This is a genomic window from Erythrobacter sp. GH1-10, from assembly GCF_045363165.1.
Classification (GTDB): domain Bacteria; phylum Pseudomonadota; class Alphaproteobacteria; order Sphingomonadales; family Sphingomonadaceae; genus Erythrobacter.
Genome location: NZ_JBJFLP010000001.1, coordinates 2,619,364 through 2,644,663 on the forward strand (window position 1 = coordinate 2,619,364; position 25,300 = coordinate 2,644,663).

Sequence of the window (25,300 nt, forward strand, 5' to 3'; positions counted from 1 at the left end):
GCTACCTGCTAGCTATAGGTCCGCTCGTCCCACCAGGGGTAGAAATCGGGCATGTCCTCGCTGACCTTGGCCGGGTAATCGGGCGCGCGCTTTTCGAGGAAGCTTGCGATCCCTTCCTTGGCATCGGCACCGCGCGAGAGACGATAGATCGCGCGACTGTCGATCTTGTGGGCTTCCATGGGGTGGTCGGTGTTCATCAGCCGCCACATCATGGCGCGGGTCATCGCGACCGACACCGCGCTGGTGTTCTGCGCGATTTCTCGGGCGAGTTCGCGCGCCGCGCTCAGGAGCGTTCCGGGCGCATGGACCGAACGCACGAGCCCGCCTGCTTTCGCCTCGGCGGCGTCGAACACCCTGCCCGAATAGCACCACTCGAGCGCCTGACTGATCCCGACGATGCGCGGCAGGAACCAGCTGGACGCCGCCTCGGGCACGATACCGCGCCGCGCGAAGACGAAACCGTAGCGCGCATTTTCGCTCGCGAGCCGGATATCCATCGCCAGCTGCATGGTAGCGCCGACTCCGACAGCAACGCCGTTGCACGCTGAAATCAGAGGCTTTTTCGATTCGAACAAACGCAGCGTCAGCATCCCGCCGCCATCGCGCACCTTGGGATCGGAGAGATCCTCGACCTCGGTCGGATCGGAAAACACATGGCCCCCTCCCTCCGGCGTCAAATCGGCTCCGGCACAGAAGGCGCGGTCCCCCGCCCCGGTAAAGATCACTGCGCGCACGCCGTCATCGGCATCGATATCGTCCATCGCCGCCATGATCTCCCGACCCATCCTCCGGGTGTAGGCATTCATCTTCTCGGGCCGGTTGAGCGTGATCGTGGCGATCCCGTCGGCCTTCTCGAGCGTGATCTGGGTGTATTCGGTCATCCCGGTTTTCTCCTTCTTGGCCCCACCATTGGCACAAGCAGCCGCAGGTTTCATCGACATATTCGATAGCCCGCGACCAACCTCGATTTAGCCATGGTTAACGAAGTTCTAACTTCGAAACAGTAAATTAACTCTCTGACATTATCCCCGACCTGATCCAGAGGAGGATAATGTGAAAATCGCTCTGATTGCGCTGCCGATTGCACTGCTTGCGACCCCCGCCATGGCGGAGACGGTCGAGCTTGAATGCTATCTCGATACCGAGCAAGGGCGGCAGGACTGGTCCGTCAACCTCAACGAGGGCTCGCGCACTGTCACCTTCGCCCACCAATACGGCAAACAAACCAATCCTGCGGTGTTCAAGGCGAACGAGATCCGGTGGGCCTTCGGAGATCTGAGGATCGACCGCACGACGCTCCAGTTCACCCGCCGCAACAGCTACGGCAAGCGCGATCTCGGAACCGACACCGGCCAGTGCCGCGTGGCACAGGCGGATGGACGGCTAGAGGTCACGTCGGACACCCGACGCGTCGCACGCGAGGGGTAGCTTCGCGGTTGCCAAAGCGCGACCAAACCATCGTTTAGCCCAGCGAGCTGCTAGCGAAGCCAGCCGTCCTGTAGTTAGGCGCCCCGCAGCGGATCACGCTCGGGCCCGAATTGAATGCGCCGCTCCAATCACTACTTCCGTAGTGCGATGGAACAGCCAGCGAGCCAGCACGCCCCGACGATCGCCTCCCTCGACCCTTCCCGAATTTCGATCATCGAAGCGTTCGGCGGCACGATCAAGCCACTCGACCCGATTGGTGCGGAAGTTTCCGGCATCGATCTTTCATCGCCGGATGCTCCGCCCGCCGATGTCCTGGAGGCTCTGGAAGCAGAAATGGCAAGCCGGGGTTTCCTGGTCTTCAAAAACGAGCAGCAGCTCGAACCCGACGATTTTCTTCGCGCAAGCTGCTGGTGGGGTGGCAGGCAGTTGCACAGCACTCACGGCGTCCATCCGGCCACTCCGGATATGAATCGCCATATTTTCCGGCTCTCCAACGATCGCCGCCACGGCATTCCAGCCGTGGGGCCGCAATGGCACAACGATGGCAGCTTTCTCGCCGAGACATTCTCGCACTCGGGCTACCACATCATCAGGCCGGCAGAGCACGGCGGCGGCACGCATTTCGCGCATCAGGGTGCGGCATACGATGCGATGTCGCCCGCCCAGCAAGAGCATTGGAGCCGACTGTCTTCGGTGAACTCCAATTCGGGCGTTGTGCATCCCATGGTGCACCGCCATCCGGTGTCCGGTCAGGAATGCGTGTGGCTGCATCTCGGGATGACTGGGGCTGTGATCGAACAGCTCCCCGATCGCGAGGGCTACAGGCTATTGAGTGCGAATGAACTCCGGGATCTGTGCGTCAGGTACAACGAGCTGCTGAATGAAGGGTTGGACCGCGGCTATGCGATCCGTTTCGAATACGAGGCGAACGATTGCCTGTTCATCGACAATCTGGCCGTTGCCCACCGCGCCGCGCCGGAAGCTCACGCGCCAGCGGACAAGCAAGGCCTTCGGATCATGCATCGAAGCACAATTCGCGGAGTTCACAACCTGTCTCCGCAAGACGCGCTTCCGCAATTTGTCGACATCTATGGGCCAAGCCCGTTCGGTTCCGATGGAGTATGGCAGGGCGGTGGCCTGGGATTCCGCTGGGACGAGCACGCACCGATGCAGAATTGATCCGGCGTCAACTCGCGGACACAAGCCAGAACGAAATCGCCGCCCGCGCACCGTGTGCACGAGCGGCGACTCCAATTTCTCGCGTCGATCAAGACGGAAGAAGAGCTTACCGCGGCGCCATCCGGATCGCACCGTCGAGGCGCACGTCCTCGCCGTTGAAGTATCCGGTTTCGATCATGCACATCGCCAGCTTGGCATATTCTTCCGGGTAGCCGAGGCGCTTGGGGAACGGGACCGATGCGGCCAGCGCTTCCTTCACCTGCGGCGGGGCGGCGTTCATCAGCGGAGTGTTGAAAATGCCCGGCAGGATCGTGTTCACGCGAATGCCTTCGCGCATCAGGTCGCGCGCGATCGGCAGCGTCATGCCGACCACCCCGCCCTTCGACGCCGAGTAGGCCGCCTGGCCCATCTGCCCGTCTTCCGCCGCAACAGAAGCGGTGTTGACGATCGCGCCGCGCGCGCCGTCTTCGTTGATCGGATCGAGCGTCATCATGCCCGCCGCCGACTTGGCGATGCAGCGAAAGGTGCCGATAAGGTTCACCTGGATCACGAAGTCGAACGCGCTGATCGGGAAGTGCTTGATCTCGCCGGTCTGCTTGTCGCGCGATGCGGTCTTGATCGCGTTGCCGATGCCCGCGCAGTTGACGAGGATCCGCTCCTGCCCATGCGCCTCACGCGCCTTGGCGAAACCGGCGTCGACGTCCCCGTCGCTGGTCACGTTGACCTTGCAGAACACGCCGCCGATTTCCTCGGCCATGGCGTTGCCCTTTTCCTCGTTCATGTCGAAGATCGCGACCTTTGCGCCCTTCGCGGCAAGCGCGCGGGCTGTCGCCGCGCCGAGGCCCGATGCACCGCCGGTAACGACAGCGGGGGTATTGGCTGAAACTTCCATTTTTCTTCTCTCCTAGAGGGTGAGCCCCAGCGCAGGCTGGGGCCTCTTTCAGTATCGCGGGAGGTCCCAGCCCTCGCTGGGACTCACATCGAATTAGAGGGCCTCGACGATGGTGACGTTGGCGACGCCGCCGCCTTCGCACATCGTCTGGAGACCGTATTTCTTGTTGTGACGCTTGAGTGCGTGGACAAGCGTCGCCATCAGCTTCGTTCCGGACGCGCCGAGCGGGTGGCCGAGCGCGATCGCGCCGCCGTGAACGTTGAGCTTGTCCGGGTCGGCGCCGGTGTGCTTGAGCCATGCGAGCGGGACCGGGGCGAAGGCTTCGTTGACTTCGTAAAGATCGATGTCGTCGATCTTCATCCCTGCACGCTCAAGAGCACGATCGGTCGCGAACAGCGGCTCTTCGAGCATGATCACCGGATCGCCAGCGGTCACCGTGAGGTTGTGAATGCGCGCCATCGGGGTGAGGCCGTATTTCTTGAGCGCTTCCTCGCTGACGACGAGCACCGCCGATGAGCCGTCGCAAATCTGGCTTGCGGAGGCGGCGGTAATCTTGCCTTCGGGCGAGATCAGCTTGACGCCCGCAATGCCTTCGAGCGTCGCGTCGAAGCGGATGCCCTCGTCCACCGTATGCATTTCGGTGCCATCGGGGGTTTCGATCTCGACCGGGACGATCTCGTTCTCGAACGCACCGGCCTGCGTCGCAGCGATGGCGCGCTTGTGGCTTTCGAGCGCGAATTCGTCGAGCTGTTCCTTGGAGAAGCCGTGCTTGTTCGCGATCATCTCGGCGCCCATGAACTGGCTGAACTGCACCTTGGGGTATTTCTCTTCGAGGCCCGGCGATTTGTAGTGCCCTAGCCCCTCCTTCATGTGGAAGGTCGCGTTGGTGCCCATCGGCACGCGGGTCATGCTTTCGACGCCGCTTGCGATCACCACGTCCTGCGTTCCGCTCATCACCGCCTGCGCGGCGAACTGGATCGCCTGCTGCGAGGAACCGCACTGGCGATCGATCGTCACGGCCGGGGTCGATTGCGGGAGGTGCTTTGATGCGAGCACACCCATGCGCCCGATCTGCATCGCCTGCTCGCCCGCCTGCGTAACGCAGCCGGTGACGACATCATCCACTGCGGCAGGGTCGATCCCGCTGCGCTCGACGATGGCATCGAGCGACTTTGCAAGCAGGTCGACCGGGTGGACTCCGGCAAGGCGACCACCGCGGCGGCCACCGGCGGTGCGGACGGCTTCGACGATGTAAGCTGTGGGCATGATCGGGGGTATCCTCTCGTTTACGTAAACGGTTGCTGTTTGCCACTCGCCTAAGGGTGCGCGGGGCCGGAATCAAGCGATCAAAATGGCTAATCGGCCGGGGCAACCCCTTGCCGGGCAAGGGCCGCCTGGCTAGCGGCAGAGGCCATGACCGGATCGACGCCCCAAGACTTTCTCGAGAAGGCTGCCGCCGCCTTGCAGTCAGGCGACCAAGCCGGGTCACTCCGAGCGCTGCGCAGCGGGATCCGGTCGCATCCCAAGAACGCCGAACTGCGGCACGCGGCAGGCCGCGCGCTGTTAACGCAGGGCAAGGCCGACGACGCGGCCGAACAATTTGCCGAGGCTTTCGCGCTTGCTCCGAACCATCACGAACACGCCGTCGATCAGTCGATCGCATTGACAGCAGCGGGACGCAGTCGCGAGGCGGTCGAGGTCCTCGCAACGATCGAGCAGCAAGCCAGGGGGGATGCGCAGTACTGTTCGACGCGCGGCAAGGCAGAGCGCAGCGCGGGCAATATGGAGGCGGCGGCGCAGTGGTACGATCGCGCGCTGCGGATAGAGCCCAACCGGCCCAAGGCGCTCACCGGGCGGGCCAATGTCGCGATCGAACGCGGCGAACCGCGGGCGGTGCGCCATTTCGACCGCGCGCTGAAGGTCGATCCCGGCAATCCCTATCTCTGGATGGGAATGGCGCAAGCGCTCGATGTCGAGGGCGACCATAAGGGCGCGCTCATTATCATGCGCCAGATCGCCGATCAGGCACCGGGCTTCACCGACGGGCTGCGCTATCTCGCGCAATTGCGTCATGCACGGGGCGACGAGGATTTTGCTTCGCATTTCGCAACCGCCGCGCAGCGAGTCCCGCAAGATCCCAACATTCCCGATACCTGGTGCAAGACGCTCGCCGCGCTCGACCTCACTGCCGAGGCCGCCGAAATTGCCGCCGCGGCGCAAAAACCCGGCGCGACCGAAGCGCATTTCGCGCTGCTCGAAGCAGTGTACGCCGGAGCGTCGGGCGACAACGAGCGCGCCGAAGCGATCTTCGCCGGGCTCGACAACGAAAGCCTCGACCGGGTGAGGCACGAGGCACGCCATCGCCTGCGCCTCGGTCAGTTCGACGCCGCCGGGCGCCTGCTCGACGCAGCGCTTCAGCGCGCGCCGGGAGACATAGGGGCGTGGTCCCTGCGCGATATCCTCTGGCGGCTGACCGGCGATGAGCGCGCGCAATGGCTGCACGGTCAGGATGGGCTCGTCCAACTGCGTGAGCTCGTCGGCAGGGATGGTCTTGTCGACGATGCGGTGGCCGAACTGCGCACTCTCCACGCGACTGCACCGATGCCGCTCGGGCAAAGCCTGCGCGGCGGCACGCAGACCCGCGGAACGCTGTTTCATCGGTCTGAGAGTATTCTGTTGGAACTGCACCGCGCCATCCTCGCAACGCTGGAAGAATACCGCTCCAACCTGCCGCAGCACGATCCCGCCCACCCGCTGCTGAGGCACCGCGATACCGGCTGGCGTCTCGCCGGATCATGGTCGGTGCGACTGACCGGCAGAGGCGATCACCACGCCGCGCATATCCATCCCCATGGTATCGTTTCCAGCGCGCTCTACCTTGTCTTGCCCGACGAGGTGCACGAACCGGGCAGCCGCAAAGGCTGGCTCGAACTGGGCCGCCCTCCCCGCGATCTCGGTCTCGACCTCGAACCGCTAATCGCAATCGAGCCTCGCCACGGCCACCTCGCGCTGTTTCCTTCGAGCCTTTATCACGGAACGACAGCGTTCGATTCCGCCGAACGCATCACGGTCGCATTCGACGTCGTGACAGATTGAGCGCGCCGCTCAGTTGATCCGGCGGACCCTAACCGCGCGCTTGCCGTCGACCTTGGCCTTGTAACTGCCGAGAGACGCCTGTTCGATCACGATCGTATCCCCAGCCTGGAACCGGCGGTAACCGGAGACGTCCTCGGTTTCGATCCACCGCGCGCCGTCCTCCAGCTCGAAGATGTGGCGACCGTTGCGCAGCTTGGTGGCACCAGCCAGCGTAGCCGAAATCTCGTTCAGGCCTTCATCGTCATCGCCTCCTCCGAACAGACGGATATTTGGCAGCTTCAAACCGAACAGGCCACGTCTGGCTTCATCAATATCCTCGCGTTCGGCGATGACCAGCTCGCGCGATTCCCGCGCTGCGTAGACGGCATCGGCTTCGCGGTCGAAGCAGGCGAGCCGAGCATCCGGATCGCTGATTTCACGACAGGCGAACAGCCTGTCGACCACTTCCGGCGTCTCGGAAAGCCCACTAGGATTGTCCTGCGCCCGGACGGCTGCAGGAGCGGACACAGACGCTGTCGCCACGATACCGGCGAACGCGAGGATTGCATATTTACAGTGAGTTGGTCGCATCGTCGTTCCTCTCGATCAAGGGCATCGTCGGAGCACTTCTGTCAGCGCTAGCATGATCACTGGTCGGCGAAACCCCTTATGAAGGGTATGTAAGCGCTGCACCACACCGTTTGGCGGCAAATTTGCCAGACACACCCACTGTTGCAAGTGCGCTACACCCATATTTCAATTTGGCGAAAACGCCTCGGATCGCTTTCTTGGTCGCTGTAATAGGCGTAGGCCCTGAGGTAGGGACTGGACGGGAGGACTCCGGGTAGCGAAACGCTCGGATTTCGCCCGATTTAGCCCGATGAAATGGATGGCAATTGGCTGTGTCGCGCTTGCGAAACGGGTCGGTGCCATCCTCAACGCGTCCTCGCTTCATGCGGGTCGCCTATCATGAGGGTAGAAACCATATGAAATTTTCCAAGCAGCTCCGACTGAGCGCCGGTACACTGGCGGTTGGTCTGGTTCTGTCGTCGGCACCGGCTTTCGCACAAGATGCGGATGAAGAAGTCGGTGTGGACGACACGACCGCCGCCAACCTCGAACAAGGCCAGCAGAACCAGATTCTGGTCACCGGCTCGCGTCTCAACGTCAACCCCAACCTCGAGGGTGCAAGCCCGGTCCTGAGCGTCAGCCAGGAACAGATCCAGCAGCAGGGTACGGTCCGTATCGAAGACCTCGTCAACCAGCTGCCGCAGGTTTTCGCCGGTCAGGCCGGTGAAGTCTCGAACGGTGCTTCGGGTACTGCAACCCTGAACCTGCGCGGTGTCGGCTCGGTCCGCACTCTGGTTCTGATCGACGGCCGTCGCCTGCCTTACGGTTCGTCGCAGATTTCGTCGGCCAACCTTGACCTCATCCCGACCCAGCTGGTCGAGCGCGTTGACGTGCTGACCGGTGGTGCTTCGGCTGTGTACGGTTCGGACGCAGTCGGCGGTGTTGCCAACTTCATCCTGCGTCGCGACTTCGAGGGCGTTGAACTGGATATCCAGGGCAACTTCCAGCAGACCGGCAACGGCAACGAGTTCTTCAACAACGTGACCGCAGCCGCTCTGCAGCCGGTCGCTCAGCCGATTACGGACGGCGCCGAGTACTCCTTCACGGGTATGATCGGCACCAACACAGCTGACGGTCGCGGTAACGTGACCATTTACGCAAACTACGAACGCCGCGAACAGGTTACGCAGAACAACCGTTCCTTCTCGGCATGTACCATTGGTGAGTCGGGTTCTTCGACGAGTTTCGGTGGTGCTGGTTGCGTTGGTTCGTCCAACTTCCGCCGCTTTGCAGACTTCTTCAACGGCGACGGCGTCAACGATGACGTCTTCCAGCTCGAAGACGGTACGCTTGTTCCGTTCGTTGGTGGACCTGCGCAGACCTACAACTTCGGTCAGCGTAACTTCTTCCAGCGTCCTTCAGAGCGTTTCACGCTGTATGGCCGCGGTCACTATGACATCACCGACAACATCGAGGCATTCCTCGACATCAGCTATACCGATGTCTTCTCGGACGCTCAGATCGCTGAGTCGGCTTCGTTCGGTGTCTGGAACATCAACTGCGACAACCCGCTGATCCAGGGCACTCCCGGTATCGACCTCGCAACCGAGGTGTTCGGCTGCTCGGCTCAGGACATTGCTGATGGCGTTATCAAAGCCAACCAGTTCATGTCGCACCGTAACGTCGAAGGCGGTCCGCGTAACTCGCGCCTCGAGAACTCGGCATTCCGTATCGTGGGTGGCCTGCGTGGCGACTTCGGTGACGGCGTGTGGTCCTACGAAGTCTTCGGCCAGTATGCCGAAACCTCAGACAGTTCGCTTTCGACCAACGACTTCATCATCGCCAACACGCAGCAGGCCCTGCTTGCTGTCGACGATGGCAACGGCAACGTGGTTTGCTCCGATCCGTCGGGCGGCTGTGTGCCGTACAACATCTTCCAGCGTAACGCCGACGGCACGAGCCGCGTGACGCAGGAAGCTCTGGACTTCATCCAGGGTGTCGGCATCGTGATCGGTGAAACGTCGCAGCTTGTGGTTGGTGCCAACGTTCAGGCCAACCTTGGCGAATACGGCTTCAAGTCGCCGTTTTCCGAAGAGGGCATCGGCTTCCTCGTCGGTGTCGAGTATCGAGAAGATACTCTCGAATCGATCCCTGACGAAATCAGCCAGGTTCCGGGCGGTGGCTTCACCGGTGTGGGCGGCGCAACGCTTCCTGTCGCCGGCGCGGTCGATGTCTACGAACTGTACTCGGAACTCCAGATCCCGCTCGTGACCGACGTCCCTGGCTTCCAGGAACTCACGCTTTCGGGCCAGTATCGTTACTCGAGCTACAGCACCGACGGTAACGGCACGACCAACAGCTTCGACACCAATGCATTCGGTGTACAGCTGACCTGGGCTCCGGTCGAGGACATCACCCTGCGTGGTCAGTTCCAGCGCGCTGTTCGTGCACCGAACGTGATCGAGCTGTTCACGGGCCAGAACACTGGTCTGCCGAACCTCAACTCGGACGTGAACTCGAACGGCGATCAGATCTTCGACCCGTGTGCAACGCCCTTCCCGACTGCTTCGCAGGCGGCATGTGCGAACACCGGCGTGACTGCAGCCCAGTACGGTAACATCCCTGATGTGATCTCGGGCCAGACCCAGTCGATCACAGGTGGTAACCCGAACCTGAACCCGGAAGAATCGGATACCTGGACCTTCGGCGCGGTTCTCACGCCACGGTTCCTTCCGGATCTGACGCTCTCGGTGGACTACTTCAGCATTTCGGTTGATGGGTTCATCGCTGCCGGTATCGCGGCCCAGACCACTCTCGATCAGTGCCTTGCGACGGGTAACCCGACGTTCTGCGACCTGATCAACCGTGCGTCGAACGGTTCGCTTATCGCCGGCATCCCGGGAGTTGGCTTCACACAGACCAACCTCAACATCGCGGAACTCGAAACCTCGGGTATCGATGTCCAGCTCAACTATCGGGCTGATATCGGTTCGCTCGGCGGATTGCGTCTCGACTACGCGGCTACTTACCTCGAGAAGTTCGACTTTGCGTCGTTCCCGGGTGACACGCCGATCGAGTGCGCTGGCTTCCTCAACAACGGTTGCGTTGCTCCGGTGAACCCGAAGTATCGTCACCGTGCTCAGGTGAGCTGGGAAACCATGTTCGGTCTCGATGCGACCGTGGCATGGCGTCACTTCTCGGGGACCGAAAACGAAACCGTTGCGGCCAACCCTGAGATTGACGACAACCTGCCTGCTGTGAACTACGTCGACCTGTCGTTCTTCTACGACATTGCAGACGGCGTTAGCCTGCGTGGCGGTGTTCTCAACGTTCTCAACGAACAACCGCCGGTTTCGACCTCTTCGGGTCCGCCGCTCGGTAACGGTAACACCTTCCCGACGATCTACGACACGGCTCGTACGGTCTTTGGCGGCATTCGGTTCAGCTTCTGATCCGAAGGTCTACCTAACAAGAGGAGCCGCGGTCTTCGGACCGCGGCTCTTTTTTTTTGCGCCGGTCGAGTGTTCCAATCCATGCCCGACATCGGCGATACTCAGGCATTCACGTGCGGCTCCTCGCCCACGAAGAACTTCTAGCCTTCCTTGCCGAAAGCGAGCCTGATCATCCCTCACGCGAGATAGGTCGCCGAGTTGTCTTCGAGAAAGGCATAGCCGCGCTCACCAGAGTGGCGCGGACCGCCAAAGCGTACCGTACACAGCTCGGGCGGTGCGAGAACGCGCTGTCCCAGCGCAGATGATCGGGTGAATGATGCCGGAATATCTTCCCGAGCCTTTCGCCTGCCGCATCTTTCGCACCCAGCGGGACGGCCTCGTCCGAATTTCTCGCGCCCTCCCCGGTCCTCGAACCATGCACTGCCTCCGATATCCGTCGGCTCATAACAGGCCGCAGCTGCGATCCACGTCCGGTAGTCGACCAGGCCTGCACGCCAATCGCGTTCTTCCGGAGCGAAGCTAAGCCTCACGCTGCGCGGCAGCCTCGGGACGGAAGTCGGGCACCGCAGCCATGAGCTGCGAGTACTGGGCTGGGTCTGGCGCGTTTCGTCCGAAGAGGCGTACAGGACGCAACCAGCCCGGCAAGTACCGCGAGCGATGCAGAACGGGGAAAGAGTCGGGACCATCGCCGTGCCCGCTCCAATCAAAAGACCCGCGTTCTCGTTGGAGAACGCGGGCCCTTGTCATCGTATCAGGCTCCGGATCAAAGGCCGCCCGGGCCGCAATCGTTCGCCAAATAATCGAGCACCTTCGTGAACAGCTGCTGCTGATGATCAAACATCAGCGTGTTCGAGAAGTGGTCCGCGCCTTCAAGAGTCACGAACTGCCCTTTCTTGCCTGCCGCTTCGAATGCCTTCTTGTAGTCCTTGAAGTGATAATACATCACGCGCCGATCGACGTCGCCGTGCACCATCAGCAGCGGAATGTTGACCTTGGACACCTCATTGATCGGGTTTACGCCGATCGTCCCGCGCCGCTTCGACCATTCGTCGAGCGCCTTGAGATCGGTGTTCCGGCGGCCCATGTACTGCTTTTCCGCATCGGCGACAGCCGCCACGGCGATCGAGCACTGGTAGAGATTGTTCTCGCGGCTGGCCGCCACGAGCGCAGCATATCCACCATACGACCAACCCATGAAAGCAACCCGGTCGGGATCCACGAGGCCCTGTTCAATCAGGTACTTCACCCCGTCGTCCTTGTCGTCCTGCATGGCAAGGCCGTGCTCGCCATAGCCGGCGTCGAAGTGCTTCTGGCCCCAGCCGGTGGAAATACGGTTTTCGGGGTGCAGAACCATATAACCGGCATTGGCCAGCATCTGGCCAATCTCGTCATAGAGAACCATGCCGTTCACGTGCGGGCCGCCGTTATGCTGGACGACCAGCGGGAACGGACCTTCGCCCTTCGGAATGGTGATGTAAGCCGGGATCTCAAGTCCGTCGCGCGCCTTGTAGCGGATGTACTTCACGTCGGAGAGCTGCTCGGGATTGACCAGCGGATTGCGGCTTCCAAGTTTCGCGAGTTGACCGTTCTTGACCATCCAGAACGATCCGGGATCGCGCGGACCGACGTTCTGGACGATCATCGTCTTGCCATCGACCGACCGGCTGGTGATCGTCACCTGGTGAGCGTAGGGAATTTGCTGTTCGAGAGCGTCGTAGAGCGCCTTTTCGTCAGCGTCGAACCAAGCCCGCTCCATCTTGGCACCAGGATAGCGTGCGGCCACAACCTTGTCGTTGCCGGGGATCGAATGAAGCTGGAGGCCCATAATGTCGGCATCCTCCACCGCGACGAGCTTTTCGCCGACTGACCCGGTGTTGAAGTCGAACTCGTAGAGCGCGGCCTTGTCTTCGCCGTCGCGGTTATCGATCAGATACCCGATATTCGGATCGTCGGCGCTGAAGCCCGCAATTCCATGGATACCGCCGAGAATGCGATACAGGTTGCCCTGGTCCTCCATGTCGGTTTCCTGGAAAAGGGTCCAGGAACCGTCGCCCGGCTTGCGGTAGTATTCCTTCAGCTTGCCATCATTCGCATCAAGAACCGAGGTGTAGCGCGGGTTCCCGTCGCTATCCCAGCGCTGCACGGTGGGGAACTTGCTGTTCCCCTTCATAACGAGTTCCTTGCCCCCGGATTCAAGGTTGAACTTGTAATACGCACGCGGGCGGAATGCCGCGAAGGGGTCGACACCAGTCGGGTCCGGGATCGCGTTCCCTTCAGCGATCAGGATTTTGTTCGGCTCTTTGGGCAGAGTGCCGATGAGTTGGAACTCACCCGCCGCCTTGCTGAATTCGTTTTCTTCGAGGTTGTAGGAATAGGCGAGGTAGTCTCGCACGTCCTGTTCCGGCCGCTTCACGGTGCTGCGATTGACCTGCCACGCCGTGCCGAAAATGAAATTATTGCTGACCCATTGCGCGCTGACGATTTCCATCGGGTCCGCATTCAGCCGACGCAGCGGCTTGGAAAGGTCATCCGTCGAGTAGATTTCCAGCAGGTATTCGCCGTCACGGCTTTCCACCTTGTGCACCAGCACGTGCTTGCCATCGGGCGAAACCTGCACCGCGTTGACCACGGAGCGCAGCGCCCAGACATCGACCGGGACAGATGCTTGCGCCTGGGTGTCGCTGGGCGCAGCGACGCTAAGGCCGAGCGCGGACACGCCGACCATTGCGGCCATCAGGGGGGCTTTCAAAAGCTTCATCTTCAGAACTCTTCCAGATTGAGAATGGATGGGCGTTCAACTGAGTCGCCTGGCCTCCCGTCCAGCGGCTCGAACGAGTTGCAATAAAACAAAAAAGCGGCCTCTCGGCAAGTGCGAGAGGCCGCCTTTTTTGGCTCTAACGAGCGTTTTTCAATCAGAAGCGATAGAGGAGCTGACCGAAGAACTCGCGACCGTCGAGGTTGTAGCCGTTACCGATCGGAATGTTCGATACACCGAACACTTCGTTGGTGTCGATCAGCGGCGGAGCCGTGTCGAAGATGTTGGTCACACCCGCGATGATGCGGATCGTGCCGTTGTCCCAACGGATCGATGCGGTGTGCTCGAACCACTCTTCGGCGAAACCGACGTCGCGGCAGAAGTTACCGTCACCGGTAACGTTGGCCGTACCGGCACCGGTGCAGGTGTCGGAGAAGAAGCCGGTGCCGAGGTTGCCGAACACGTCGTCGAAGGGGTCGATCCCATCCGGATCCTGTTCGACGTCGCCGATGTAGCGGGTCTGCCAGGTGAAGCGGAAGTCATCGTAGTCGACGGTGAAGGTCGCACGACCGGTCCAGCTCGGGAAGCCAAACTCGCCCGCGAAATCTTCTTCGGAGATCGATCCGTCATCATTGGTGAACAGGCTCGAACGTTCGATCAGGTGGTTCGCACGGATGTTCAGACCAAGGTCGAACTCCGAACCGCCGATCATGAGCGGATAGCCGAAGCTGGCGTTGATATCGATACCGCGAACCGATTCCTGATCGAGGTTGAGGAAGCCCTGGAACACGCCGCTGATCAGCTGACGACCGAAGCTGTCCACGAAGATACGATCACAGAACTGACTGCGGGTCCCATCGTCGCGGGTAAAGCAGTCGTTGATGACGAACTGCGCATTCGGCTCGATGATCGAGTCCTTCAACTGGATGTCGTAGTAGTTGAAGTTCAACGAGAAGTCGAAACCGCTTGCGAAGCTCTCTTCGAAGGCGAAACCAGTGGTCAGCGACGTCGAAGTTTCCGGATCAAGGTTCGAACCGTTGGCAATCACGCCACCGCCGAAGATTTCGCCGCTGACTGCCTGCTGAGTGTTCAGACCTTCGTCATCGATACCCACACTGGTCGGATCGCGTCCTTCACGAATGCAGTTTTCGAGAACGACCGCTTCACGCTGATCCAGGCTTGGATCATACGCCCCGTTCTGGAAGGCGGCATCCGGAACCGCGCACGGATCGAACAGAGTGCCAAAGCCCGACTGACTGCGGAGGAAAAGCTCGCGCAGGTTCGGCGCACGGAACGATGTGCCGTAGCTGAACTTCAGCAGCAGCGGCGCGACCGGACGCCAACCCGCCTTGATCGAGTAGGTGCCGTTGGTGCCGTAAAACTCGTCGTCCGTGATACGGCCCGAGAAGTTCACATTCAGCTCTTCGACCAGCGTCTCGCCCGCGATGAGCGGGACGTCGATTTCGCCGAACGCTTCCACGACCGAACGCGAGCCGCTGGCACCGCCGTCGGAGAAGAAGCCGAAGAACAGTCCGTTCGACGCGGTAAACGCAGGATCCGATTCGATCTTGTCGTTGCGATATTCGCCACCGACCACGACACCGACCGGACCAGCCGGCAGTTCGAACAGGTCACCGGTGATGAACGCAGAGAGCAGGGTCTGCTCGTAGGTGGTATCGAACGTCCGCTGGTCGAACACATAGTCACGCTCGGCCTGCGTTGCGAAATCGCCCTGCTCGCCGGTCAGAACGCTGGCAGCGAAGAGATTGACCGGTACGCAGCCCGCGGCCAGATCGGGTGCGGCCAAGTCCGGATTGGCGAGACCGGCCGTGTTACATTCGCCGATGAAGAGCGGGTTGCCGCGGAAGACATCGACACCGTTATCGTAATCGTCCGCGATGCCATCGCCGTCATTATCGACGATGCCGTCGCCATCGTAATCGGCCGTCGGGTCGAGGCCGAGTGCGAGAGCAAGGCGGTCCTCACGGATGCCGTCGCGCGACGACTTACCTTCGGAGCGTGAATAGACGCCTGCGATTTCGAAGGTCCAGCTCGAACCGATGAACGGCAGGTCACCGCGAACACCGAGAACGCCGCGATACTGCTCCTGCGTGACTTCGAAGTTGTTACGGTCACCCACGATCGATGCGATTGGAACGGTCGGCAGATCGAAACCGGTCGAGAGCGCTCCCGGCGGGTTCGGCGAGGTCGCTGCCTGAAGCGCGTTGTCGATCGCGCGACAGTCGACGCCGTTCGGGTTCGTCGTCCAGTTGCAAGGGTTGAACTGGTTTGCAGCCGGAACCGAAGGGAAGATCTGCGGAGCACCAGCCCGCGGCTGGAAGATTTCCGCACGCGAATACTGTGCTTCGAAGAACGGCGTGATGTTGGCTTCGCCCGGGAACGTATACTCACCGTAGGCGAATACGTTGTAGAGTTCCTGCTCCGGAATGAAGGTCCGGTTCAGCTCGGTCGGGCCGCCATTGGTGTTGACGTTCTGGAAGTCGACATCGCGGATGCCGTCATTGTTCGTGTCCAGATCGATACCGCGGGCGTTGGTCGATTCACCGAAGTTGAACGGACGACCGGTGCGCGGATCGAGCGGGAAGTTGGCAATGTTGCCGTTGGCGGGGAAGTAAACCGAGCCGAAACGGGCGTATGGCTGGAAGATACGGCCGGAAATGCCGCCAATCTTACACGGGCTTTCCGAAACCGACACGCCCGGCGTGCGGTCCTGGACGACTGCGTTGTCCGCCTTGCCCAAGGTGTAGATGTTGCCGTCTTCGTCGATTTCATACTCAGTGTTACAACCCGAAAGGAAGTCGCGGTCGGCCTGGATGATTTCATCGCGATAGGCGTATTCCGCACCGATGCCGAAGAAGGCACGGTCGGTGTTGAAGCCCCACGCCGCGCTGACGACATAGTCGTTGCCGCCACCCTGCTCGTTGACGTTGCCGTTGGCCTGAAGCTCGAGGCCGTCGAAGTCCTTGCGCAGGATGAGGTTACCCACACCGGCGACAGCGTCCGAACCGTAAACCGATGACGCGCCGTCGAGCAGCAGGTCGTAACGGTCGACCAGAGTCGAGGGGATAAGGTTAAGCGACGGGTTGGTCGGCGCACCTTCCACACCGGCAGGCGCCAGACGGCGGCCGTTGACGAGGAGAAGCGTACGGTCGGCACCAAGGCCGCGCAGGTTCAGCGTCTGCGAACCCGGGCCGTTGTCGAGCACGAAGCCCTGGAAGGTCGCATCGATCTGCTGACCGGCGGCGCTTTCGGAGCGCTGCAGGATCTGTGCGGGGTCGAATGCACCGACCGACTGCTGGTTTTCGGTGGTCAGGACCTGCAGCGGCGAAATCGAGCTGTAGGTGTCGCGAACGATACGCGAACCGGTGACGGTGATGCCGCCCGAAGGTTGGGGCTGGCCCGAAGCATCGGTCGTTACATCGACCTCTTCTTCTTCCTCGGCCTCTTCCTGGCCATCTTCGCCTTCATCCTGCGCGTAGGCCGGACCGGCGATTACGAATGCGAGTGCGGACGCGGAGAATGCCAGCGCCTTCACCGAATTGCTGTGAAACTTTTTCATGATCACTCCAGTTGCGACAACCGGAGCTTTGTCAGGTCAACGAACTAAATTTCCTGCCGCGACCGAATTTCGGTCTCGACAGGAAAGCCCCTGCTCGATTCACCACAAAGCCCCTGCGGTGTCGGCTGTGTGCAATAGTGAAAGTTTGATGTCAAAGCGCCGAGTGCGCCACCCAAACTTTTCAGCGCTGTGTTGCGTTAATCCCACAGACAGGATGCGGTCAGGAAATCTGGCACTATTGTGGCTTTCCATTAAATACAAAGAAGGACCGATCGTGTGAAACAATCCGTCCCTGCTGTTCATGGTATCCCTCGAGCGTCAGATCGTTGCGCCTTCGGGTAACGGTCAGGCAGCCACCATTTTCAGTTCACCGTCACCCTCATCGATCTTGAGAGTCGTGCCGTCGGTCACCTTTCCTTCAAGCAGCATCTCGGCGAGCGGGTCTTGCAGGTATTTCTGCACCGCCCGCTTCAGCGGACGTGCGCCATAGACCGGATCGTAGCCGACCCGTCCGAGCCAGCGCAGCGCGGCGTCGGTCAAATCGAGTGTGATCTTGCGGTCGTCGAGCAGTTTCTGCACGCGCTTGACCTGGATCTCGACGATCGGCGCCATATGCTCCTGCGCGAGGCGGTGGAACAGGATGATCTCGTCGAGCCGGTTGAGGAACTCGGGGCGGAAATGCCCGCGCACGACATCCATCACCTGGTCCTCGACATCGGCAACTGTCTGGTCGTCGCCGAGGTTCGACAGGTACTGGCTGCCGAGGTTCGAGGTGAGGATGATCAGCGTGTTCGAGAAATCGACCACGCGGCCCTGCCCGTCGGTCAGGCGCCCGTCGTCGAGCACCTGCAGCAGCACGTTGAACACATCGCCGTGTGCTTTCTCGACCTCGTCGAACAGCACCACCTGGTACGGACGGCGCCGCACCGCTTCGGTCAGCACGCCGCCTTCGTCGTAGCCGACATATCCCGGAGGCGCGCCGATAAGGCGGGCGACCGAGTGCTTCTCCATGAACTCCGACATGTCGATCCGGACCATCGCCTGGTCGTCGTCGAACAGGAATTCGGCGAGCGCTTTGGTCAGTTCGGTCTTGCCGACCCCGGTGGGCCCGAGGAAGAGGAAGCTGCCCAGCGGACGGTTCGGATCCTGCAGGCCGGCACGCGCGCGGCGGACCGCCTTGGACACGGCCTTTATCGCCTGTTCCTGCCCGATCACCCGCTTGCCGAGAATGTTCTCCATATCGAGCAGCTTGTCGCGCTCGCCTTCCATCATCTTGTCGATCGGGATGCCCGTCCAGCGAGAGACCACGCTGGCGATGTCTTCTTCTGTCACTTCCTCGCGCAGCAGCGCATTTTCGCTCATCGCTTCGGCTTCTTCGAGCTGCTTTTCGAGCTGCGGGATGGTGCCGTAGGAGAGCTCGCCGGCCTTGGCGAGATCGCCCTCGCGCTGCGCCTGTTCGAGCTCGAGCCTGGCGTGGTCGAGCTTTTCCTTGATCTTGCCTTCGGCTTCGATCTTGTCGCGCTCGTTCTGCCAACGGGTGGTGAGTTCCGAGCTTTCCTGCTCGAGCTCGGCGAGCTCCTTGCGCAGGTTGGCGAGGCGTTCCTGCGAAGCGTCGTCATCCTCCTTGGCGAGCGCCGATTCCTCGATCTTCAGCTGGATGATCCGCCGGTCGAGAGCCTCGATTTCCTCGGGCTTCGATTCGACTTCCATGCGGATGCGCGACGCGGCCTCGTCCATCAGGTCGATCGCCTTGTCGGGCAGGAAACGGTTCGAAATGTAACGGTCGGAAAGGCGCGCGGCGGCGACGATCGCGCCGTCGGTTATCCGCACCCCGTGGTGCAGTTCGTACTTGTCCTTGATGCCGCGCAGGATGCTGACGGTGTCTTCCACGCTCGGCTCGTCGATGAAGACCGGCTGGAACCGCCGCTGCAGCGCGGGGTCCTTCTCGACATATTTCTGGTATTCGTCGAGCGTCGTGGCCCCGATACAGTGCAGCTCGCCGCGCGAGAGCGCGGGCTTGAGGAGGTTCGAGGCGTCCATCGAGCCTTCGCTTGCGCCTGCCCCAATCAGAGTGTGCATCTCGTCGATGAACAGGATGATATTGCCTTCGGCGCCCTTCACCTCGTCGAGCACCGATTTCAGCCGTTCCTCGAATTCGCCGCGATACTTCGCGCCCGCGATCAGGGAGCCCATGTCGAGCGACATCAGCGTGCGGCCCTTGAGGCTGTCGGGCACGTCGCCATTGGCGATGCGCAGCGCAAGGCCCTCGGCGATCGCGGTCTTGCCGGTGCCGGGCTCACCGATCAGCGCGGGGTTGTTCTTGGTCCGGCGGGCGAGGATCTGGATCGTGCGGCGGATTTCCTCGTCGCGCCCGATCACAGGATCGAGCTTGCCATCGCGCGCAGCCTGAGTGAGGTCGCGGGCATACTTCTCCATCGCGTCGTAGCTTGCTTCGGCATTGGCACTGTCGGCCGTGCGCCCGCCGCGCAGCTGGTCGATGGCCGCATTGAGGCTTTGCGGGGTGATGCTCGCGGATTTCAACGCCCCGCCGGTCGCGCCGGGCGCGAGCGCCAGCGCGACAAGCATCATCTCTACCGTGACGTAGGAATCGCCCGCCTTGTCGGCGGCCTGTTCGGCCTGGTCGAGCACGCGCACCGCATCGTTATCGAGACCCGGCGTCTGCTGCGCACCGCCACCCGTCACCTGCGGAATCTTGGCCAGCGCGGCATCGACCGCGCTCACCGCAAGCGCCGCTTCGCCGCCCGCACGCTGGATCAGCCCGGCGGCCATGCCTTCCTCGTCTTCGAGCAGCGCCTTGAGGATATGCAGCGGCGTGATCCGCTGGTGATTCATGCGGATCGCGACGGTTTGCGCGCTTTGCAGGAAACCCTTGGCGCGATCGGTAAACTTTTCGAGATTCATCTAGAGACCCCTCACAGAATTGGCCTACTCCAGATAGTGTTGCATTTTAGCAACACAAGGTGTTGTCGACGAATTTTCGCGTCGCCGGTGTATTACTCGACTAGGTGGGTGCGGCAAGTCGCATTGCAAGCCTCATGTTGACCTCGCGCTGGCAGCCGCGCATTGATCCGCGTCAAGAATTCCTTCGGAGACGGATTGACGATGGTTTGGGTAAAGCGCGGCGCGTGGGCGCTGCTGGGATTGTTGGTCGTATCGTTTGTCGCGCTCGCGGCGTGGGAGCCGTTCATGGCCCATCCCGCAAAGCATCCTCCCGAACGGATCTACACCGCAGAAATCGTCCGCGACGAATTCGGTGTGCCGAAGATCTACGGCAAGACCGATGCCGATGTCGCCTTCGGCGTCGCCATCGCACAGGCCGAGGACGATTTCTTCACCCTGCAGGACGTGGTCGCCATGAGCCGCGGGCGCTACGGCGCGATCGCGGGCGAAGAAGGCGCGCAGTTCGATTACGTCTACTATCTCCTCGATGCGCGCGGCACGGCGCAGCGCGAATACCCGAAGCTGCCCGACGACACGCGCGCGCTGTTCGAGGCCTATGCCGCCGGGCTCAACCAGTATGCCGAGGAAAACCCCGACGAGATCAAGCTGACCGGCCTCTTTCCCGTCCATGGAGAGGATGTCGCCGCGGGGTTCGTGCTGCGCCAGCCGTTCTTCTATGGCCTCGGCAATGTGGTCGGCCCGCTGGTTGCCGGCGAGGACTTGCGGCGCGAATTCGGGCCCGACATCCCCGGCTTCCCGCGCGACGAAGAAGACTGTGCCTGTATCGAAGCACCAGCAGACGCCGAGGCCGAAGCGCAGGCGATGACCGGCATCCACCCGCTGCCGTGGGGCGAGGATGCAGCGCTGCTCGGCTCGAACGCCTTTGCGGTCGCCCCTGAGAAGTCGGGCGGACCGACGACGCTGATCTCGAACTCGCACCAGCCACTGCGGGGCGGCGTGGCGTGGTACGAGCTGACCGTGGAGAGCGAGGAAGGCTGGCACTTTACCGGGGCGAACTTCCCGGGATCGCCCTACCCCTTCCTCGGCCATAACGAACATCTCGGGTGGACCAACACCGTCAACCGCCCCGACATGGCGGACATCTACCGGCTGGAAATGAACGAGGACGGGACGCAATACCGGCTCGACGGCGAATGGCGCGAGCTCGAGAGCAAGACCGTGTTCCTGCCGGTCAAGATAGGGCCGATCATCCTGCCGATCCCGCGCGAAATCTATCGCAGCGTTCACGGCCCGGTGATCAAGAACGAGCGCGGTTTCTTCGCCATCCGCTATGGCGGGATGGGAAGCGTCGAACAGCTCGACGCGTACTATCGCATCAACAAGGCGACGAATTTCGAGGAATGGCAGAAGCAGATCGCGCGGATGGCGATCCCTTCGACCAATTTCATCTATGCCGATGCGGACGGCAACATCGCCTATATCTATAATGCGGCAATACCCGATCGGCCCGGCCTCGAAGAGGTGAAAGCCAATTGGCGCAGCGTCCTGCCTGGCGATCGCGGCGAGCTGATCTGGGAGGGCGCAGTCGATTACGCCGAGATCCCCAAGGTCATCAATCCGGCGAGCGGGTGGCTCTACAACGCCAATAACGAGCCCTTCACCGCCGCGGGCGAAGGCAGCGATCTCGATCCTGCGGAGTTCTCGCCGGTGCTGGGCGTCGAGCGCAAGCAGACCAACCGCTCGCGCCGCGCCTACAAGCTGCTGTCCGAGGCGAGCCTGCTCGACCGCGCAAGCCTCGAGCGAATCAAATACGATACCGCCTACGAACGCGAAGGCTATGTGGCGGATATGTTCGATGCGCTGGAGACGCTCGAAGCCGAGGGCGAGCTCGCCGAAGCGCGCGACCTCCTGCTCGGCTGGGATTTCACCGCTGATAATGAGGGCGATGCGGACAGCCTCGCGCTGCTGATGATCCGCGATTACATGTCGGCGGAATACCAGAACAAGCCCGAGCTGCCCGATATCGCGGAGCACCTGCAGAAAGCGGTCGACCATCTCAATGAACACTTCGGCAGGCTCGACCCGCCGATGTCCGAATTGCTCCGTCTGCGCCAGGGCGATGTCGACCTGCCGCTCGATGGCGGATCGGACACGCTGCGCGCCTCGACCACATGGGAGGTCGACGAAGACGGACGATTGAGCCTCGTTCACGGCGACAGCTTCATCCAGTGGACCGAATGGCCTCGCGACGGCGGGCGCGTGACTTCGCGATCGATCCAGCCTTTCGGCGCGGCGATCACCCGGCCCGACAGCCCGCACCACACAGACCAGATGCAGCTATTCGTCGATCACAGGTTGAAGCCGGTCTATTTCTGGCGCGACGAGGTGCTCGCCAATGCTAAGCGCCGATATTCGGTCACGAACGCCAACTGATTCAATCTTGTAATGCGCCGCGACTCGCATCAGGGTGCGCGCCGCAACTGGATCACTTTGAGAGAGAGTATCTTCATGTCACTACGCCTAGCTTCCACCAGCCTCGCCGCCATCGCGCTGGCGACAGTCGCTCCGCTCGCTCCCGCCTATGCCGATGGCCATGCCGCCGAAGAGACGGCGCAAGCCGGAGATTTGACCGAACTCGTCGATCAGGTCGCGATCCCCTACGAGGAATTCCAGCTCGAAAACGGCCTGACCGTGATCGTCCACGAGGACCGCAAGGCACCCGTGGTCGGCGTCGCCGTGTGGTACAATGTCGGCTCCAAGGACGAGCCCGAAGGCAAGACCGGTTTCGCCCACCTTTTCGAGCACCTGATGTTCAATGGTTCGGAAAACGCTCCGGCGGACTACTTCCAGTACCTGCAGGAAATGGGGGCGACCGATTACAACGGCACCACCAATTTCGACCGCACCAACTACTTCCAGACGGTGCCGCGCCCCGCGCTCGAGCGCGCGCTGTGGCTCGAAAGCGACCGCATGGGCTACCTGCTGGGAGCGGTGACGCAGGAGAAGCTCGATAACCAGCGCGGCGTCGTCCAGAACGAGAAGCGTCAAGGCGACAACCAGCCGGGCGGCCTCGTGTTCTACGAGATCCTCGAAAACATGTTTCCCGAAGGCCACCCCTATGGCCACTCGGTGATCGGCTCGATGGCCGATCTGGACAGCGCTTCGATGGAAGATGTGCAGGCGTGGTTCCGCGACAAGTACGGCCCCAACAACGCAACCGTAGTGCTCGCTGGCGACATTTCCGCTGCAGAAGCCCGTCCGCTTATGGAGAAATGGTTCGGCCCGATCGCGCGGGGTCCGGTCAACGATCCGGCAGCGGCTCCGATTCCGACGCTTACCGAAGACAAGCGTTCGGTGATGAAGGACCAGGTCGCTGCGACTACCATCACGAAATACTGGCCGGCCCCTGGCATCACCAGCGAAGAGCTGACTGCACTCAACGTAGGCACCAGCATCCTTGGCGGTCTGGCTTCGAGCCGCCTCGACGAAATTCTCGTGCGTGACGAACAACTCGCCGTTGGAGTGGGCGCATTCAATGCGGATTTCCAGCGCGTCGGCATTATGGGCGTCAGCGCCACGTTGAAACCGGGCGTCGAGCTGGCAACGCTAGAAGCGCGCCTCGATGAACTGGTGGCGGAATTCATCGCCACCGGCCCGACCGAGGACGAGGTCCGCCGTGCGGCCACCAGCGACCTTGCGGGCACGATCCGCGGGCTCGAACAGGTCGGCGGCTTCGGCGGCAAGGCGGTGACCCTCGCACGCGGCGAAGTGCTCGCGGGCGATCCGGGCTTCTACAAGAAACAGTTCGACGTGCTCGCCACGCTTACGCCCGACGACGTCAGGAACGCGATGCAGCGCTGGATGACGAAGCCGAGTTTCACTCTTGTCCTCGAGCCCGGCGAGCGCGACGCCGAATACGAAGAAGCCGCCTCGGTCGAAGCCGAAGACGAAAACGCCTCGGAACGCGACCGCGAAGCCGAGCAGATTACCGTCTCGGTCGAACGGCCCGCTCCGCCGATCGACACGATCGCGACGCTCGACTTCCCCGATGTCGAACGCGCGACGCTCGCCAACGGCATGCAGCTGACCTACGCCCAGCGCGACGCCGTGCCGGCAACCTATGTCACGATGTCCTTCAATGCGGGCAGCGCCGCCGATCCGGCCGACATGCGCGGTCTCGAAGACCTGACCATGAGCCTGTTCGACGAAGGCACGGCGGACATGACCAGCCAGGAAATCGCCGAAGAGCGCGAGCGGCTGGGCCTGACCATCAGCACAGGCGGAGGCTCGGACCGTTCGACCTTCACCCTGTCGGCGCTGTCGTCCAACCTCACACCCTCGCTCGAACTGCTGAGCGACATCGTGCGCGAGCCGGCTTTCAACGAAAGCGACCTCGAACGCGTGCGCACCCAGACGATCACCGGGATCAAGCAGCAGATGAAATCGCCGCAGGGCATCGCCTTCCGCGCGATCGGCCCGGAAGTGTTCGGCGGCGACTACCCCTATGGCGGCAGTGCGACGGTGCAGTCTGTCGGTTCGATCTCCCGCGACGATCTCGTCAGCTTCAAGGACACCTGGATCCGCCCGGACAATGGCGAGGTTTTCGTGATCTCCGACAAGCCGATCGAGGAAATCGTGACCTCGCTCAACGCCGTCTTCGGCGACTGGGAGGCTCCGGCGATGGATAAGGGCGAAAAGAGCTTCGACGCCGCCGGTCAGGCGACGCCGGGCAACCGCATCATCCTCGTCAACCGGCCCAACAGCCCGCAGAGCTTCATCCTCGGCGCGCAGTTGACCCCGCTCGATGCCAGCGATGAGAACTTCATCGACTTCACCAACGCCAACAATTCGCTCGGCGGCAACTTCCTCGCGCGGCTCAACATGAACCTGCGCGAGACCAAGGGCTGGAGCTACGGTGTGCGTGGCGGGCCCCAGAGCTTCGAGAACGCGGTGGTCTATGCGATTTCGGGCGGCGTGCAGGCCGACAGGACCGGCGATTCCGTCGCCGAGATGCGGCGCGAGGTGAGCGAGTTCCTGACTACCAGCGGCGTCACTGCCGAGGAGCTCGAACGCAACGTCGCCTCGGAAATCGGCGAACTGCCGGGCCGGTTCGAAACTTCGCCGGCCGTCCTTAGCGCTCTCCAGTCGAACGCACTCTATGGCCGTCCGGACGACTATTACGAGACGCTGGTCGAGAAGTACCAGGCGCAGACCGCCGACAGCCTCGACGCCGCCGCGCGCGAAGCGCTCGACCTGGAACGCTTCGTGTGGGTCGTGGTCGGAGATGCCAGCAAGGTGCAGCCGCAGCTCGAAGCGCTCGGCCTGCCGCTCGAAGTGCGCGAGATGCCCTCCGAAGACTGACGCTACGGCACCGGGAGTACGAGGGGCGGGAGCACGCGAAATGCGGCTTCCGCCCTTTGTTTTTCGGGGCTTGCCGCAACGGGAAT

Annotated in this window: 13 protein-coding genes; 6 read left to right on the forward strand and 7 right to left on the reverse strand. The window is 61.9% G+C overall.

All coding sequences use genetic code 11. The features are described from left to right. Positions 1–8 precede the first annotated feature (8 nt). The gene (locus ACI5KX_RS12980) at positions 9–881 is read right to left on the reverse strand and encodes a crotonase/enoyl-CoA hydratase family protein (RefSeq protein WP_406811081.1); all 873 of its coding nucleotides are present in this window, start codon (positions 879–881) and stop codon (positions 9–11) included. Between the two features lie 172 nt (positions 882–1,053). Here ACI5KX_RS12980 and ACI5KX_RS12985 point away from each other — a divergent pair, with 172 nt between their 5' ends. Then, positions 1,054–1,428 carry a hypothetical protein gene (locus ACI5KX_RS12985; protein ID WP_406811082.1) on the forward strand — a complete coding sequence of 125 codons (375 nt, stop codon included), beginning with the start codon at positions 1,054–1,056 and terminating at the stop codon, positions 1,426–1,428. 114 nt (positions 1,429–1,542) lie between these two features. After that, positions 1,543–2,607, forward strand: coding sequence for a TauD/TfdA dioxygenase family protein (locus ACI5KX_RS12990; protein ID WP_406811083.1), 1,065 nt, complete (start codon positions 1,543–1,545; stop codon positions 2,605–2,607). 106 nt (positions 2,608–2,713) lie between these two features. Here ACI5KX_RS12990 and ACI5KX_RS12995 read toward each other — a convergent pair whose 3' ends face one another. Together ACI5KX_RS12995 and ACI5KX_RS13000 are read right to left on the reverse strand one after the other, a co-directional pair. After that, positions 2,714–3,499, reverse strand: coding sequence for an SDR family NAD(P)-dependent oxidoreductase (locus ACI5KX_RS12995; protein WP_406811084.1), 786 nt, complete (start codon positions 3,497–3,499; stop codon positions 2,714–2,716). 93 nt (positions 3,500–3,592) lie between these two features. Next, entirely contained in the window at positions 3,593–4,765 is a 1,173-nt protein-coding gene (locus ACI5KX_RS13000) for an acetyl-CoA C-acetyltransferase (RefSeq protein ID WP_406811085.1), read from the reverse strand. A gap of 147 nt (positions 4,766–4,912) precedes the next feature. Here ACI5KX_RS13000 and ACI5KX_RS13005 point away from each other — a divergent pair, with 147 nt between their 5' ends. Beyond that, on the forward strand, positions 4,913–6,595 hold the full coding sequence (locus ACI5KX_RS13005; RefSeq protein ID WP_406811086.1) for a tetratricopeptide repeat protein: 1,683 nt from the start codon (positions 4,913–4,915) through the stop codon (positions 6,593–6,595). 9 nt (positions 6,596–6,604) lie between these two features. Here the strand turns inward: ACI5KX_RS13005 and ACI5KX_RS13010 are convergent, their stop codons facing one another. Continuing rightward, on the reverse strand, positions 6,605–7,102 hold the full coding sequence (locus ACI5KX_RS13010) for a hypothetical protein (RefSeq protein WP_406811087.1): 498 nt from the start codon (positions 7,100–7,102) through the stop codon (positions 6,605–6,607). A 458-nt stretch (positions 7,103–7,560) separates the two neighbouring features. Here ACI5KX_RS13010 and ACI5KX_RS13015 point away from each other — a divergent pair, with 458 nt between their 5' ends. Continuing rightward, complete coding sequence (locus ACI5KX_RS13015; RefSeq protein WP_406811088.1) at positions 7,561–10,596, forward strand: TonB-dependent receptor domain-containing protein; 3,036 nt, start codon at positions 7,561–7,563, stop codon at positions 10,594–10,596. Between the two features lie 763 nt (positions 10,597–11,359). On the opposite strand, the gene ACI5KX_RS13020 is transcribed toward ACI5KX_RS13015, so the two are convergent. The 3 genes from ACI5KX_RS13020 to clpB form a co-directional block, all read right to left on the reverse strand. Then, positions 11,360–13,354: an alpha/beta hydrolase family protein gene (locus ACI5KX_RS13020; RefSeq protein ID WP_406811089.1), complete on the reverse strand. Its 1,995-nt coding sequence runs from the start codon at positions 13,352–13,354 to the stop codon at positions 11,360–11,362. Between the two features lie 154 nt (positions 13,355–13,508). Further along, the gene (locus tag ACI5KX_RS13025) at positions 13,509–16,931 is read right to left on the reverse strand and encodes a TonB-dependent receptor domain-containing protein (protein ID WP_406811090.1); all 3,423 of its coding nucleotides are present in this window, start codon (positions 16,929–16,931) and stop codon (positions 13,509–13,511) included. 345 nt (positions 16,932–17,276) lie between these two features. Further along, positions 17,277–19,853, reverse strand: a complete 2,577-nt coding sequence (gene clpB, locus ACI5KX_RS13030; RefSeq protein WP_406811091.1) for an ATP-dependent chaperone ClpB — start codon at positions 19,851–19,853, stop codon at positions 17,277–17,279. 201 nt (positions 19,854–20,054) lie between these two features. Between clpB and ACI5KX_RS13035 the strand changes: the two genes are divergently transcribed. Together ACI5KX_RS13035 and ACI5KX_RS13040 are read left to right on the forward strand one after the other, a co-directional pair. Further along, positions 20,055–22,286 carry an acylase gene (locus tag ACI5KX_RS13035; protein ID WP_406811375.1) on the forward strand — a complete coding sequence of 744 codons (2,232 nt, stop codon included), beginning with the start codon at positions 20,055–20,057 and terminating at the stop codon, positions 22,284–22,286. 75 nt (positions 22,287–22,361) lie between these two features. Then, entirely contained in the window at positions 22,362–25,214 is a 2,853-nt protein-coding gene (locus ACI5KX_RS13040) for a M16 family metallopeptidase (protein ID WP_406811092.1), read from the forward strand. Positions 25,215–25,300: the final 86 nt, after the last annotated feature.